The following is a 13,562-nucleotide window of genomic DNA, read 5'->3' as shown; positions in this document are numbered from 1 at the left end:
TATCAAACGCGCCGACGCTTGCGCGGGCGGCAACCGTTATGCGGGATCGAGGTCACGTCGCGGATCGAGGTGACCGTGAAGCCCGCGGCCTGCAGAGCGCGGAGAGCCGATTCACGACCCGAACCCGGACCGCCGACTTCGACTTCCAGCGTGCGCATGCCGTGTTCCTGCGCCTTCTTCGACACGTCTTCAGCAGCAACCTGCGCTGCGTACGGGGTCGACTTGCGCGAGCCCTTGAAGCCCATCGTGCCAGCCGACGACCAGGCAATCGTGTTGCCCTGCGCGTCGGTGATGGTGATGGTCGTGTTGTTGAACGACGAATTCACGTGCGCGATGCCCGATGCAATGTTCTTGCGCTCGCGGCGACGAATACGTCCGGCTTCCTTTGCCATCTCTAACCTTTCTGAGGATCTCAACGCCGCCGTAATGCCAGCGGCTACACCAAAAAATAATTGCAGAAGCGGATGATCATCCGCTTCCGCAAACTCGTATTCGAAAGCTTACTTCTTCTTGCCGGCGATCGACTTGGCCGGACCCTTGCGGGTACGCGCATTGGTATGCGTGCGCTGGCCACGAACCGGCAGACCGCGACGATGACGCAGGCCGCGATAGCAGCCGAGGTCCATCAGACGCTTGATGTTCATGCCCGTCTCACGACGAAGATCGCCCTCGACCAGATAGTCGCGGTCGATGACTTCGCGGATCTGCAGAACTTCCGCGTCGCTGAGCTGATTGACGCGGCGTTCCGGAGTGATCTTTACCTTCTCGATGATATCGGCGGCGTTCTTCTGGCCGATGCCATGAATGTACTGCAGCGCGATCAGCACGCGCTTGTTGGTCGGGATGTTTACACCGGCGATACGGGCCACAACTTCTCTCCTGTCACCAGTCCATCACGAACCGGCATTATCATCATTTGTCGGGCGGGTATTCACAAACGCGAACACGACGCCCGTCCCCTGGATTTCAGTGGGGCCCGGCATCGTTGGAATCTTCCGACTGGATGAGGGCCTTATTAAAGTATTCGACTTCGTTTCGTCAACCTGCTCTAGCGTTTGACGCGCTTTTTGCCGGCTTTCTTGGCCACTTTACCGGCCTTCTTGGCCGGCTTTTTGGCCGACTTGCTGGTTTTGGCCTTCGAAGCCGATTTTACAGCCTTTTTGGCTGTTTTTACCGCCTTTTTGACCGTTTTCTTGACAGTCTTCTTTACGGCTTTCTTGGCCGCCTTTGCCTTCTTGGCGACCTTTACCGGCGCCTTCTTGGCCTTCTTGACGGCCTTCACAGCTTTTTTGGCCGATTTGGCCGCTTTCTTGGCCGGAGCAGATCCACGCTTGGCGGCAGCAGCCTTCTTGGCGGGCTTGCGGGCCGGCTTCTTCGCCGACTCATCGGCGGCGAGAATCGCTGCCAGCACGCGGTTGATCTCAGCGGTTACCTCTTCGATGGTCATCATGCCATCGATGGTCACCAGCTTCCGCTTCTCCGAATAATAATGCACCAGCGGCTCGGTCGACGTGCGGTAGCTCGCCAGGCGCTTCGAAAGTACTTCCGGCGTATCGTCGATGCGCACGGTCTCGCCGCGCTCCATCATCTGCGCGACACGGGCTTCGACACGCTGCAACAGCGCGCTCTCATTGACGCGGAGCTCAACGGCAGCATCGAGATGAAGCCCCTTGGACTTCAGCAGCGCATCCAGCGCTTCGGCCTGCGGCACGGTACGCGGGAAGCCGTCCAGGATGAAGCCGTTGGCGGCATCCGGCAGCTCGATGCGATCCGAGATGATCCCGATCACAATATCATCGGGCACCAGGCCACCAGCGGCCATGATGTCCTTGGCCTTGAGGCCAACTTCGGTCTCGGCGGCCACGGCAGCACGCAGCATGTCACCGGTGGACAGCTGAACGATGTTGTGACGCTCGACAAGACGATGTGCCTGAGTTCCCTTGCCCGCCCCCGGCGGCCCGAGAAGAATCAACCTCATTTGCGCCGGCCCCTCAGCTTCGACTTGCGGATCAAACCTTCATACTGGTGCGCCAGCAGATAGCCCTGCACCTGCGCCACAGTATCCATGGTGACACTGACCACGATCAGCAGCGACGTGCCGCCGAAGTAGAACGGCACCGAGGCGTAGGAAATCAGGATCTCGGGGATCAAGCAGACCACGGCGAGATAGGCAGCGCCGAGCACAGTGATGCGCGAGAGCACATAGTCGATGTATTCCGCGGTCCGCTCACCCGGGCGAATGCCTGGGATGAAGCCGCCATGCTTCTTCAGATTGTCGGCAGTCTCGGTCGGGTTGAACACGATCGCCGTATAGAAGAACGCGAAGAACACGATCAGCGACACATACATGATCAGGAACAGCGGACGACCATGGCTGAGCTGCGTGGTCAGCCACTGGAACCACTCCGGCCCCTTGCCTGCGTTGAAGCTTGCGATGGTCGCCGGCAGCAACAGCAGCGATGACGCGAAGATCGGCGGGATCACGCCTGAGGTGTTGAGCTTCAGCGGCAGATGCGAGGACTGGCCCTCGAACATCTTGTTGCCGACCTGGCGCTTCGGATACTGGATCAGCAGGCGGCGCTGGGCGCGCTCCATGAACACGATGAAGGCGATCACGACCACGGCCATCACGATGACGACCAGGATCAGACCGGTCGACAGTGCGCCCTGACGACCCAGTTCGAGCATATTGGCGATCGCCGACGGGAGCTCTGCCACGATGCCGGCCAGAATGATCAGCGAGATGCCGTTGCCGATGCCGCGCGAGGTGATCTGCTCACCCAGCCACATCAGGAACATCGTGCCGCCGGTCAGCGTGACCGAGGTCGAGATCAGGAAGAACATGCCGGGCTCGCTGACGACATTGCCTGCGCCCTGCAGACCCGCCGCAATGGCATAGGACTGGAATGCAGCGAGGATGACAGTCAGGTAACGGGTATACTGGTTCAGCGTCTTGCGGCCCGCCTCACCCTCTTTCTTGAGAGCTTCGAGCTGGGGCGACACGGTGGTCAGCAGCTGAATGATAATCGATGCCGAAATATACGGCATGATGTTCAGCGCAAAAATCGCCATGCGGTTGATGCCGCCGCCCGCGAACATGTTGAACATGCCGAGGATGCCGCCGGCCTGCTGCTTGAACACCTGCTCCCACGCGGCCGGATCGATGCCGGGCAGCGGAATATAGGTGCCGAGCCGATAAACAAGCAGCGCACCCAGTGTGAACCAGATGCGCTTCTTCAGTTCATCGGCCTTGCCGAGGGCCGAAAAGTTGAGGTTTGCTGCTAATTGCTCTGCTGCAGAGACCATGTTTGGCTTTCTCCCGCGCCCCTTTCGCCATCATGCCCCGAAAGAGCGGGGCATGCAGCGGAGGCCGGACATTATTTGGTGCTCGGCATTGATAAAATCTACTGCCACATCACGCAAGGCCGCCCACAGACGCAGGCGATGCCGCAGATGTTACGCAGCTTCGCCGTCGGCCTTCTTCGGCGCGATGATCTTCACCGAACCGCCAGCCTTCTCGATGGCTTCGATCGCCGTCTTGGTGGCGCCGTGCACTTCGATGTTGATCTTGGCCTTGATCTCGCCACGGCCGAGAACACGCACACCAGCCTTCGAGCGGCGCAGAACGCCAGCCTTCACCAGCGATTCAGCATTGATCACGGCCTTGATGTCGATGGTCTTCGCATCGATCGCGTCCTGGAGGCGGTCCAGGTTGATCTCGGCGTAATCGAGACGGAAGATGTTGTTGAAGCCGCGCTTCGGCAGACGACGATGCAACGGCATCTGGCCGCCCTCGAAGCCCTTGATACGGACGCCCGAACGTGCGGTCTGGCCCTTGCCGCCGCGGCCCGCGGTCTTGCCCTTGCCGGAGCCGATGCCACGGCCGACGCGCATACGCTTCTTACGGGAGCCGGCGTTATCGGCGATATCGCTGAGCTTCATCGTTCTTTTCCCTGTTTCGCCCTGTCTTCCCGAGGCTTACCGGCAGATCCGGACCTCGAAGGTCAACAGTGTCATCCCTGCGGCAACCTGGCGGCCGCAGTGAGACGACGTGAACTTACTTATCCTCGACCACGCGGACGAGGTGCTGCACTTTGGTGATCATGCCGCGAACTTCAGGAGTGTCCTGCAATTCGCTGACGCGACCGATCTTGTTGAGCTTGAGGCCGATCAGCGTAGAGCGCTGCGAGTGGTGCCGGCGAATTGCGCTGGCGACCTGCTCGACCTTGATCATCTTTGCGGCCTTGGCCATCGTGATAACTCCAAAAAGTCTTTTTAGAGGGCATGATCCTTATCAGAAAAGCGGAGATCCACTTTTCCGAATCATGCCTGTTATTCGGCAACCAGCTCGGCGTCACCGCCAACGCGGCGCGACTGCAGGGTGGACACCTTGATGTTGCGGCGAGCAGCAACCGAACGCGGCGAATCCTGATGCTTCAGCGCGTCGAAAGTGGCGCGAACCATGTTGTAGGGATTCGATGAACCGATCGACTTGGCCACCACGTCCTGGATGCCCAGCGTTTCGAACACAGCGCGCATCGGACCGCCAGCGATGATGCCGGTACCAGCCGGAGCAGCACGCAGATACACACGACCCGCGCCATGACGGCCAGCGATGTCGTGATGCAGCGTGCGACCTTCGCGCAGAGCGACGCGCGTCAGGTTGCGCTTGGCCGACTCGGTTGCCTTGCGGATTGCTTCCGGAACTTCACGGGCCTTACCGTGACCGAACCCGACCCTGCCCTTCTGATCGCCAATGACGACCAGAGCTGCAAAGCCGAAGCGCTTACCGCCCTTGACGACCTTCGCCACACGATTGATGTGGACGAGCTTGTCGACGAACTCACTATCACGCTCTTCCCGGGGGCCCCGGTCGCGTCCGCCGCGTTCGCGTTCACCTGCCATGGTGTTTTCCAATCCTTGCGAAGCTTTCGCTTCTAACCCTGTGTCCGTTCAAATCTGCAACTTGCAAATCAACGAAAGTGAAATCGCTTAGAAGCTGAGCCCGCCTTCGCGAGCTGCATCTGCCAGCGCCTTGACGCGGCCGTGGTACAGATACTGACCACGGTCGAACACCACTTCCTTGACGCCATTCTTGACCGCACGCTCTGCCAGCAGCTTGCCGACAGCCTGCGCCGCATCGACGTCCGCACCGGTCTTGCCGGTTTCGCGCATCGCCTTCTCCAGCGACGACGCGGAAGCGAGCGTCTCGCCCTTCAGGTCGTCGATGACCTGCGCGTAGATGTGCTTCGACGAACGGAAGATCGACAGGCGCGGACGGCCATTGGCAGTCCGGCGGAGCGAGAGCCGCACGCGTTGCTTGCGCCGGGCATTCGTAATCTTGAGTTTCGACATGACCGGCTCCGTTACTTCTTCTTGCCTTCCTTGCGGAAGATAAACTCGTCGGAATAACGTACGCCCTTGCCCTTATAGGGCTCTGGCGGACGATAGCTGCGGATCTCCGCTGCTACCTGACCGACGCGCTGCGAGTCGTTGCCGGCGACGTTGATCTCGGTCGGCTTCGGCACCGTGATGGTGATGCCTTCCGGGATCGCGTAGACGACATCGTGGCTGTAACCGAGCGCCAGCTGCAGGTTCTTGCCCTGCAGGGCCGCACGATAACCGACGCCGGTGATCTCGAGCTTCTTCTCGAAACCCTTGGTAACGCCTTCGAGCAGATTCGCGATCTGCGCGCGAGCGGTACCGTACAGTGCACGGGCGCGGTTGGTTTCGACGCGAGGAGCAACCTTGATTGCGCCCTCTTCCATCTTCACCACCACGTCGTCGTGCACGACGAACTGAAGAGCGCCCTTGGGGCCCTTCATCTTGACGGTCTGGCCTTCGACGGACGCGGTAACTCCCGCGGTCACCGCCACTGGCTTCTTGCCAACTCGTGACATGACTGATCCTTCCTCAGAACACCGTGAAGAGAACTTCACCGCCCACATTCGCGTCGCGCGCGTCGTGGTCGGCCATAATTCCCTTGGGCGTCGACAAAACGGAGATACCGAGGCCGTTCTTCACGCGCGGCAGGTTCTTCACCGAGACGTAAACGCGACGTCCTGGCTTCGAAACACGCTCGATTTCGCGGATGACCGGTTCGCCATCGAAATACTTGAGTTCAATCTCGAGTTCCGAACGGCCCGACGAATGCTCGACGCTGGCGAAGCCACGGATGTAGCCTTCGTTCTTCAGCACTTCGAGCACGTTGGCGCGCATCTTGGAGCCCGGGGTCGAAACCTTGGACTTGGTACGCATCTGCGCATTGCGGATACGGGTGATGAGATCGCTGATTGGATCGTGGGTCGACATGTTCCGCCCCCCTTACCAGCTGGACTTCACGAGCCCGGGAACCAGGCCCTTCGAGCCCAATTCACGCAGCGCGATACGGCTGAGCTTGTTGATACGATAGACCGAATGCGGACGACCGGTGATTTCGCAACGGTTCATGATCCGAACGGGCGATGAATTGCGCGGAAGCTCGGCGAGCTTCAGCGTTGCGGCGAACCGCTCTTCCATCGGCTTGGTCTTGTCGGCGATGATGGCCTTGAGACGCGCGCGCTTCGGCGCAGCGTTCGCGGACATCTTCTTCCGACGGTTGTTCTTCTCGATCGAACTCTTCTTTGCCATGCTTGGCTCCTGGGTTACCGCGTTTGAGAAGCTTTTCAGCTACTCACTGCCGGAACGGGAAATTGAAAGCGGTCAACAAAGCGCGGGCCTCGTCGTCGGTGCGCGCAGTGGTGCACACCGTGATGTCCATGCCCAGCGGCGTATCCCCGGCCTTGTCGAAATCGATTTCCGGGAAAATGATGTGCTCTTTGAGACCGAGCGAGTAGTTGCCACGGCCGTCGAAGCTCTTGGCGTTCAGGCCACGGAAATCTCGCACGCGCGGCAGAGCGACGTTCACCAGACGATCGATGAACTCGTACATCTTCGTCTTGCGGAGAGTCACCTTGGCGCCGATCGGCTGGTTTTCACGCAGCTTGAAGGTCGCGATAGCAACGCGCGAATAGGTCACGATGGCCTTCTGACCGGCGATCAGCGACAGGTCGCCGGCAGCGGTTTCGGCCTTCTTGCGGTCGTTCACAGCTTCGCCAACGCCCATGTTCAGGACGATCTTGTCGAGGCGCGGAACCTGCATGACGTTTTCGTAGCCGAACTGTTCAGTCAGCTTGGCACGAATGGACTTGTCGTATTCGACGCGCAGGCGCGGAATGTAGACGGTCTCAGACATCGATCTCTGCTCCCGAACGCTTGGCGATACGCACCTTGGTGCCATCAGCCTGGATCTTGAAACCAACGCGAGTCGGCTTGCCGTCCTTGCCGACGATCGCGATGTTGGACAGTTGGATCGGCGCCTCTTTCGAGATGATGCCGCCTTCCTGTGCCTGGGTCTGCTTCTGGTGACGCTTGACCAGGTTGACGCCGCGAACCAGCGCCTTGCCCTCGGTCGGGCGCACTTCAAACACTTCGCCGGTACGGCCCTTGTCGCGACCGTTCAGCACGATGACCTTGTCACCCTTGCGAATTTTGGCAGCCATTACAGCACCTCCGGCGCAAGCGAGATGATCTTCATGTGGTTCTTGGCGCGCAGCTCACGCGGCACGGGCCCGAAGATACGGGTACCGATCGGCTCGGACTGATTGTTGATCAGCACGGCAGCGTTGCGATCGAAGCGGATGACGGAGCCATCCGGGCGGCGAATGTCCTTGCGGACGCGCACGACGACCGCCTTCATGACGTCGCCCTTCTTAACCTTCCCGCGTGGGATGGCTTCCTTGATCGATACGACAATTACGTCGCCAACGGATGCATAACGGCGCTTGGATCCACCAATCACCTTAATGCACATGACACGGCGTGCGCCTGAATTATCGGCCACGTCGAGGTTGGTCTGCATCTGAATCATTGATGCACCTCGTCCTCTGTTTATGCGCTAATGCGCGATTTTTAGGCAGTCTTCTTCTGTTCGCCCCGGACAACCGTCCAGTGCTTCAGCTTCGACATCGGCTTGCTCTCTTCGATCCACACCATGTCGCCCGGCTTGAACTCGTTGTTCTCGTCGTGGGCATGGTAATTTTTCGAACGGCGAATGGTCTTCTTGTAGATCGGGTGCGTAAAGCGACGGTCAACGCGAACAACAACCGTCTTGGCTTGCTTGTCGCTGACGACCACGCCCTGCAGAGTACGTTTCGGCATGTTCGGCCCCTTACTTCGACTTACCGTCGCGCTTCTGCGCGGCGATGGTCTTGATTCGTGCAATATCACGACGCGCCTCACGAAGGCGAGAGGTGTTTTCCAGCTGCCCGGTGGCGCGCTGGAAGCGCAGGTTGAAACGCTCCTTCTTCAGATTGAGGACGGCGTCGTCCATCTGATCGGGGCTCATTGCGCGGATATCGCTGGTTTTCATTTCGGCCATGGCTCTACTCCGCAATGCGCGTAACGAAACGCGTCTTGATCGGCAGCTTGGCGGCAGCGAGGGTCATCGCTTCCTTGGCAATCTGCGTGGTGACACCGTCGATCTCGAAGATCACTCGGCCTGGCTTGACGCGCGCAACCCACAGTTCCGGGGTACCCTTGCCGGAGCCCATTCGGACTTCAGCGGGCTTCTTCGAAACCGGAAGATCCGGGAACACCCGGATCCAGACGCGGCCGGCACGCTTCATGTGACGGGTCAGCGCGCGACGGGCAGCTTCGATCTGACGCGCGGTCAGACGTTCCGGCGCCATTGCCTTCAGGCCGAACTGACCGAAAGCCAGCGTGGCGCCCGAAGTCGCAACGCCGTGGATCCGGCCCTTATGCGCCTTCCGGAACTTGGTCTTCTTTGGTTGCATCATGGCTTACGCCCTCAAACCTTCTAATTAAACGCTCAAGCGGCGTCGCGACGCGGCCGGGAATTGTCACCCTCGGCCATGCGCTTGTCCTGAGCCATCGGATCGTGCTCGAGGATTTCGCCCTTGAAGATCCAGACCTTGACGCCGCAGGTGCCGAACGTCGTGAACGCGGTGGCTACGCCGTAATCGATATCCGCACGCAGCGTATGCAGCGGCACGCGACCTTCGCGATACCATTCCATACGCGCGATTTCCGCACCGCCCAGACGACCCGAGCAGTTGATACGAATGCCTTCGGCGCCGAGACGCATTGCCGACTGCACTGCCCGCTTCATCGCACGGCGGAACGCAACGCGGCGCTCGAGCTGCTGCGCGATCGACTCGGCGACCAGGGTCGCATCGAGCTCCGGCTTGCGGATTTCGACGATGTTGATCACCACGTCCGACGAGGTGATGTCGGCAACCTTCTTGCGAAGCTTGTCGATGTCAGCGCCCTTCTTGCCGATGACAACACCCGGACGAGCCGACTGAATAGTCACACGGCACTTCTTGTGCGGGCGCTCGATGATGATCTTGGCGACGGCAGCCTGCTTGAGCTCCTTGTGCAGGATCTCGCGGATCTTGACGTCTTCGTGCAACAACTTGCCGTATTCGTTCTTGCCGGCATACCAACGTGAATCCCACGTACGGTTGATGCCAAGACGCAGACCGATTGGATTGATCTTCTGACCCATCTTATTCTCCTGCGCCTGCTTACGCTGCTGCTTCTGCTTCGACCTGACGAACGACAATCGTCAGCTGCGCAAACGGTTTAAAGATACGGCCCGAACGGCCACGGCCGCGCGGACTGAAACGCTTCATCACGATGCCCTTGCCGACATGCGCCTCGGAGACGATCAGTGCGTCAACGTCGAGGTCATGGTTGTTCTCGGCGTTAGCGATCGCCGATTCCAGGCACTTCTTCACGTCGACCGCGATCCGCTTGCGCGAGAACTGCAGGTCGGCGAGTGCAGCCGAAGCCTTGCGGCCGCGGATCATCTGCGCAACCAGGTTCAGCTTCTGCGGGCTCACGCGCAACATGCGGGCGATCGCCTTGGCCTCGTTATCCGGGAGGCTCCGTTCGCGCTTTGGCTTGCTCATGACTTAGTCCTCAGCCCTTCTTGGCTTTCTTGTCGCCGGCGTGGCCATGGAAGGTACGGGTCGGCGAGAACTCGCCGAACTTGTGACCAACCATTTCCTCGTTCACAGCGACAGGTACATGCTTCTGGCCGTTGTAAACGCCGAAGGTGAGACCCACGAACTGCGGCAAGATCGTCGAGCGACGGCTCCAGATCTTGATCACATCATGACGACCAGACGAACGAGCGGCATCTGCCTTCTTGAGCAGCGAACCCTCGACGAACGGGCCTTTCCAGACTGAACGAACCATGTCCGGCGATCCTTACTTCTTCCGCTTGTGGCGGCTGATGAGAATGAACTTGTTGGTCGACTTGTTCGACCGGGTCTTCTTGCCCTTGGTCGGCTTGCCCCAGGGCGTAACCGGGTGACGACCACCCGAGGTACGACCTTCACCACCACCGTGCGGATGGTCGATCGGGTTCATGACGACGCCGCGGTTATGCGGACGCCAGCCGAGCCAGCGGGTACGACCGGCCTTGCCGATCGAGATGTTCATGTGATCCGGGTTCGACACAGCGCCGATGGTGGCGGTGCAACGACCATGAACCAGGCGCTGTTCGCCCGAGTTCAGACGGATGATCACGTAATCATGGTCACGACCGACGAGCTGGGCATAGGTGCCAGCGGAACGAGCGATCTGGCCGCCCTTCCCGATCTTCATCTCGACGTTGTGGATGATCGTGCCGATCGGCATGTTGCCGAGCGGCATGACATTGCCCGGCTTCACGTCGACATAGCTGCCGGCGATGACGGTATCGCCAACGGCCAGACGCTGCGGCGCCAGGATATAAGCCTGCTCGCCATCGGTGTACTTGATCAACGCGATGAACGCGGTGCGGTTCGGATCGTATTCCAGACGCTCGACCACGGCCGGAACGTCGACCTTGGAACGCTTGAAGTCGACGATACGATAGGACTTCTTGTGGCCACCGCCACGGAAGCGCACCGTGATGCGACCGGTGTTGTTACGACCGCCAGCCGAGTGCTTGCCTTCGGTCAGAGCCTTGACAGGCTTGCCCTTGTACAGCGCGGAACGATCCACCATGACCAGCTGACGCTGGCCGGGTGTCGTTGGGTTGAATGTCTTAAGTGCCATCGTTGATCGCCCTTACAGTCCGGTCGTAACGTCGATGCGGTGGCCCTCTTCGAGGGTCACGATCGCACGCTTGACGTTCGACTGTGAACCGAGGTTGCCACGGAAGATCTTCGTCTTGCCCTTGCGAACCAGCGTGTTCACGCTCTTTACCTTGACGTCGAACAGCTTTTCGACGGCTTCCTTGATCTGCGGCTTGGTGGCCTTGCCGTCGACCTTGAAAACAACCTTGTTGAATTCAGAAGCGACAGTGGCCTTTTCCGTTACCACAGGGGCGACGATCACGTCGTAATGGCGCGGGTCGATGTTCTTCATTTGAAGCGCGCCTCCAACGCATCAAGCGCCGCCTTGGTCAGAACCAGCTTCTGACGACGCAGAATGTCATAGACGTTGATGCCCTGGATCGGCAGCACGTCGATGTTCGGAATATTGCGGGCCGCCTGAGCGAAACCGACATGAACCTCGGCGCCATCGATGATCAGCGCGTTGGTCAGGCCGAGACCCGTGAAGTGACCGAGCAGAGCCTTGGTCTTGGCGGCTTCCAGGTTGGCGTTCTCGATCACGATCAAGCCGCCGTCCTTGGCCTTCGCCGACAGAGCATGCTTCAGCGCGAGTGCACGGACCTTCTTCGGCAGATCGAACGCATGGGAGCGAACGACCGGACCGAAGGCACGACCACCGCCGCGGAACTGCGGAACGCGAGCCGAACCGTGACGAGCACCGCCGGTGCCCTTCTGCTTGTACATCTTCTTGCCGGTGCGCCAGATTTCGGCGCGACCCTTGGCCTTGTGGTTGCCCGACTGGCGCTTTGCGAGCTGCCAGTTGACGCAACGCTGGATGATATCGGCGCGCGGGTCGAGACCGAAGATGGCATCCGACAGCTCGATCGAGCCGGCGTCCTTGCCCTCAAGCGTGGTGACGTTCAGTTTCATCTCACGCTCCTTCCTGCTCGGCCGCAGGTGCTTCAACGGTCGCACCCTCTCCTGCCAGCTTGAACTTGCCGGGCTTCGGCGCGTCCTTCGGCAGAGCCTTCTTCACCGCATCGCGAACCGAAATCCAACCGCCCTTGGAGCCGGGAACGGCACCTTCGACGAGGATCAGGCCGCGCTCGACATCAAGCTGCACGACGCGCAGGTTGAGCGTGGTGATACGATCGACACCCATGTGACCGGGCATCTTCTTGTTCTTGAAGGTCTTGCCGGGATCCTGACGACCACCGGTCGAACCGATCGAACGATGCGAAACCGACACACCGTGCGTGGCGCGAAGACCGCCGAAATTCCAGCGCTTCATACCACCGGCGAAGCCCTTACCGACCGAGGTGCCGGTGACGTCGACGAACTGGCCAACCACGAAGTGGTCTGCCTGGATCTCGGCGCCGACCGGGATCAGCGCGTCTTCCGACACGCGGAATTCCGCGACCTTCCGCTTGGGTTCAACCTTGGCGACCGCGAACTGGCCGCGTTCAGCCTTGGGCAAATACACGGTCTTGCGCGAGCCCGATCCGAGCTGCAGCGCGACGTAACCGTTCTTCTCGCTGGTGAGGTGGCCAACCACCTGGCAGTTACCCAGCTTGAGCACGGTCACAGGGATATGTTCACCGGCGTCTGTGAAGACCCGGGTCATCCCGACCTTTTGTGCGATCACTCCGGAGCGCATCGGCGTGCTTCCTGTTCTTTCTGTCCGTTTGACCGGACGGGACCTAAATACTTAGAGCTTGATCTCGACGTCGACACCGGCGGCCAGGTCGAGCTTCATCAAAGCATCGACTGTCTGCGGGGTCGGATCGACGATATCGAGAAGACGCTTATGGGTGCGCATCTCGAACTGCTCGCGGCTCTTCTTGTCGACGTGCGGCGAACGGTTGACCGTGAACTTCTCGATGCGCGTCGGCAGCGGGATGGGTCCACGGACCTGTGCACCCGTGCGCTTCGCGGTGCTTACGATCTCACGGGTCGATGCATCGAGGATACGATGATCGAACGCCTTGAGACGAATGCGGATATTCTGGCCGTTCATTGCCGTGTCTTTCTTTGAAAGCGAATGGTTGTTGCGAGTAGCGAGTAGCGAGACCCGCTACTCACGACTTCCTGTTCGCGTCCTTACTCGATGATGCTAGCGACGACGCCTGCACCGACGGTGCGGCCGCCTTCACGGATGGCGAAGCGCAGCTTTTCTTCCATGGCGATCGGCACGATCAGGTGCACTTCCATGGCGATGTTGTCGCCCGGCATCACCATTTCGGTGCCTTCCGGCAGATGCACAACACCGGTCACGTCGGTGGTGCGGAAGTAAAACTGCGGACGGTAGTTGGTGAAGAACGGCGTGTGACGGCCACCCTCTTCCTTGGTCAGGATGTAAGCCTCGGCCTTGAACTTGGTGTGCGGCTTCACCGAACCCGGCTTGCACAGCACCTGGCCGCGCTCGACGTCTTCACGCTTGGTGCCGCGCAGCAG

26 protein-coding genes are annotated in these 13,562 nt (G+C 60.0%); all 26 read right to left on the bottom strand.

Annotated elements, in window-relative coordinates:
- Positions 1-2 precede the first annotated feature (2 nt).
- Positions 3-392: a 30S ribosomal protein S11 gene (gene rpsK / locus HP556_RS21120; protein WP_068731453.1), complete on the bottom strand. Its 390-nt coding sequence runs from the start codon at positions 390-392 to the stop codon at positions 3-5.
- 108 nt (positions 393-500) lie between these two features.
- Positions 501-869, bottom strand: a complete 369-nt coding sequence (rpsM, locus tag HP556_RS21115) for a 30S ribosomal protein S13 (RefSeq protein WP_068731455.1) — start codon at positions 867-869, stop codon at positions 501-503.
- Between the two features lie 179 nt (positions 870-1,048).
- Positions 1,049-1,978, bottom strand: a complete 930-nt coding sequence (locus HP556_RS21110; RefSeq protein ID WP_175368420.1) for an adenylate kinase — start codon at positions 1,976-1,978, stop codon at positions 1,049-1,051.
- Complete coding sequence (gene secY / locus HP556_RS21105) at positions 1,975-3,306, bottom strand: preprotein translocase subunit SecY (protein WP_089268179.1); 1,332 nt, start codon at positions 3,304-3,306, stop codon at positions 1,975-1,977. Before secY ends, HP556_RS21110 begins: the two co-directional genes overlap by 4 nt.
- A 150-nt stretch (positions 3,307-3,456) precedes the next feature.
- Positions 3,457-3,942, bottom strand: a complete 486-nt coding sequence (rplO, locus tag HP556_RS21100; RefSeq protein WP_068731461.1) for a 50S ribosomal protein L15 — start codon at positions 3,940-3,942, stop codon at positions 3,457-3,459.
- Between the two features lie 115 nt (positions 3,943-4,057).
- Complete coding sequence (rpmD, locus tag HP556_RS21095; RefSeq protein WP_068731463.1) at positions 4,058-4,252, bottom strand: 50S ribosomal protein L30; 195 nt, start codon at positions 4,250-4,252, stop codon at positions 4,058-4,060.
- An 80-nt stretch (positions 4,253-4,332) separates the two neighbouring features.
- A complete protein-coding gene (gene rpsE / locus HP556_RS21090) occupies positions 4,333-4,905 on the bottom strand; it encodes a 30S ribosomal protein S5 (RefSeq protein WP_068731465.1) in 573 nt (190 codons plus the stop codon).
- Between the two features lie 87 nt (positions 4,906-4,992).
- A complete protein-coding gene (gene rplR / locus HP556_RS21085; protein WP_068731467.1) occupies positions 4,993-5,355 on the bottom strand; it encodes a 50S ribosomal protein L18 in 363 nt (120 codons plus the stop codon).
- Positions 5,356-5,366: 11 nt separating this feature from the next.
- Positions 5,367-5,900, bottom strand: coding sequence for a 50S ribosomal protein L6 (gene rplF, locus HP556_RS21080; RefSeq protein WP_089268177.1), 534 nt, complete (start codon positions 5,898-5,900; stop codon positions 5,367-5,369).
- A 13-nt stretch (positions 5,901-5,913) separates the two neighbouring features.
- On the bottom strand, positions 5,914-6,312 hold the full coding sequence (gene rpsH / locus HP556_RS21075) for a 30S ribosomal protein S8 (RefSeq protein ID WP_089268176.1): 399 nt from the start codon (positions 6,310-6,312) through the stop codon (positions 5,914-5,916).
- 12 nt (positions 6,313-6,324) lie between these two features.
- On the bottom strand, positions 6,325-6,630 hold the full coding sequence (gene rpsN, locus HP556_RS21070) for a 30S ribosomal protein S14 (protein WP_089268175.1): 306 nt from the start codon (positions 6,628-6,630) through the stop codon (positions 6,325-6,327).
- 43 nt (positions 6,631-6,673) lie between these two features.
- Positions 6,674-7,234: a 50S ribosomal protein L5 gene (gene rplE / locus HP556_RS21065; RefSeq protein WP_089268174.1), complete on the bottom strand. Its 561-nt coding sequence runs from the start codon at positions 7,232-7,234 to the stop codon at positions 6,674-6,676.
- Entirely contained in the window at positions 7,227-7,541 is a 315-nt protein-coding gene (gene rplX / locus HP556_RS21060) for a 50S ribosomal protein L24 (protein WP_068731477.1), read from the bottom strand. Before rplX ends, rplE begins: the two co-directional genes overlap by 8 nt.
- Positions 7,541-7,909, bottom strand: coding sequence for a 50S ribosomal protein L14 (gene rplN / locus HP556_RS21055; protein WP_068731479.1), 369 nt, complete (start codon positions 7,907-7,909; stop codon positions 7,541-7,543). Before rplN ends, rplX begins: the two co-directional genes overlap by 1 nt.
- Before the next feature lie 41 nt (positions 7,910-7,950).
- Positions 7,951-8,199: a 30S ribosomal protein S17 gene (gene rpsQ, locus HP556_RS21050; RefSeq protein ID WP_089268173.1), complete on the bottom strand. Its 249-nt coding sequence runs from the start codon at positions 8,197-8,199 to the stop codon at positions 7,951-7,953.
- Positions 8,200-8,209: 10 nt separating this feature from the next.
- Positions 8,210-8,419 (bottom strand): 50S ribosomal protein L29, encoded by a 210-nt coding sequence (rpmC, locus tag HP556_RS21045; RefSeq protein WP_089268172.1) that lies wholly within the window; start codon positions 8,417-8,419, stop codon positions 8,210-8,212.
- A 4-nt stretch (positions 8,420-8,423) separates the two neighbouring features.
- Positions 8,424-8,837 carry a 50S ribosomal protein L16 gene (gene rplP, locus HP556_RS21040; protein ID WP_089268171.1) on the bottom strand — a complete coding sequence of 138 codons (414 nt, stop codon included), beginning with the start codon at positions 8,835-8,837 and terminating at the stop codon, positions 8,424-8,426.
- A gap of 32 nt (positions 8,838-8,869) precedes the next feature.
- Positions 8,870-9,568 (bottom strand): 30S ribosomal protein S3, encoded by a 699-nt coding sequence (rpsC, locus tag HP556_RS21035; protein WP_068731624.1) that lies wholly within the window; start codon positions 9,566-9,568, stop codon positions 8,870-8,872.
- Positions 9,569-9,587: 19 nt separating this feature from the next.
- Complete coding sequence (gene rplV / locus HP556_RS21030; protein WP_068731486.1) at positions 9,588-9,974, bottom strand: 50S ribosomal protein L22; 387 nt, start codon at positions 9,972-9,974, stop codon at positions 9,588-9,590.
- A gap of 10 nt (positions 9,975-9,984) precedes the next feature.
- The gene (gene rpsS / locus HP556_RS21025; protein ID WP_089268170.1) at positions 9,985-10,263 is read right to left on the bottom strand and encodes a 30S ribosomal protein S19; all 279 of its coding nucleotides are present in this window, start codon (positions 10,261-10,263) and stop codon (positions 9,985-9,987) included.
- A 12-nt stretch (positions 10,264-10,275) separates the two neighbouring features.
- A complete protein-coding gene (gene rplB / locus HP556_RS21020; protein WP_068731490.1) occupies positions 10,276-11,109 on the bottom strand; it encodes a 50S ribosomal protein L2 in 834 nt (277 codons plus the stop codon).
- Between the two features lie 12 nt (positions 11,110-11,121).
- Positions 11,122-11,421 (bottom strand): 50S ribosomal protein L23, encoded by a 300-nt coding sequence (locus HP556_RS21015; RefSeq protein WP_068731492.1) that lies wholly within the window; start codon positions 11,419-11,421, stop codon positions 11,122-11,124.
- Positions 11,418-12,038, bottom strand: coding sequence for a 50S ribosomal protein L4 (gene rplD / locus HP556_RS21010; protein WP_089268169.1), 621 nt, complete (start codon positions 12,036-12,038; stop codon positions 11,418-11,420). The genes HP556_RS21015 and rplD overlap by 4 nt, the downstream gene beginning before the upstream one ends.
- Before the next feature lies 1 nt (position 12,039).
- Positions 12,040-12,765 (bottom strand): 50S ribosomal protein L3, encoded by a 726-nt coding sequence (gene rplC, locus HP556_RS21005; RefSeq protein ID WP_068731496.1) that lies wholly within the window; start codon positions 12,763-12,765, stop codon positions 12,040-12,042.
- Between the two features lie 51 nt (positions 12,766-12,816).
- A complete protein-coding gene (gene rpsJ / locus HP556_RS21000) occupies positions 12,817-13,125 on the bottom strand; it encodes a 30S ribosomal protein S10 (protein WP_013166261.1) in 309 nt (102 codons plus the stop codon).
- A gap of 83 nt (positions 13,126-13,208) precedes the next feature.
- Positions 13,209-13,562: EF-Tu C-terminal domain-related protein (locus tag HP556_RS20995; protein WP_478136351.1), on the bottom strand; the 354-nt coding region annotated here is incomplete at its 5' end.

The sequence above is a fragment of the Tardiphaga robiniae genome (assembly GCF_013359755.1).
Classification (GTDB): domain Bacteria; phylum Pseudomonadota; class Alphaproteobacteria; order Rhizobiales; family Xanthobacteraceae; genus Tardiphaga; species Tardiphaga robiniae.
The sequence above is the reverse complement of the archived record's forward strand: the minus strand, read 5'-3'. Positions and strand labels throughout refer to the sequence as shown.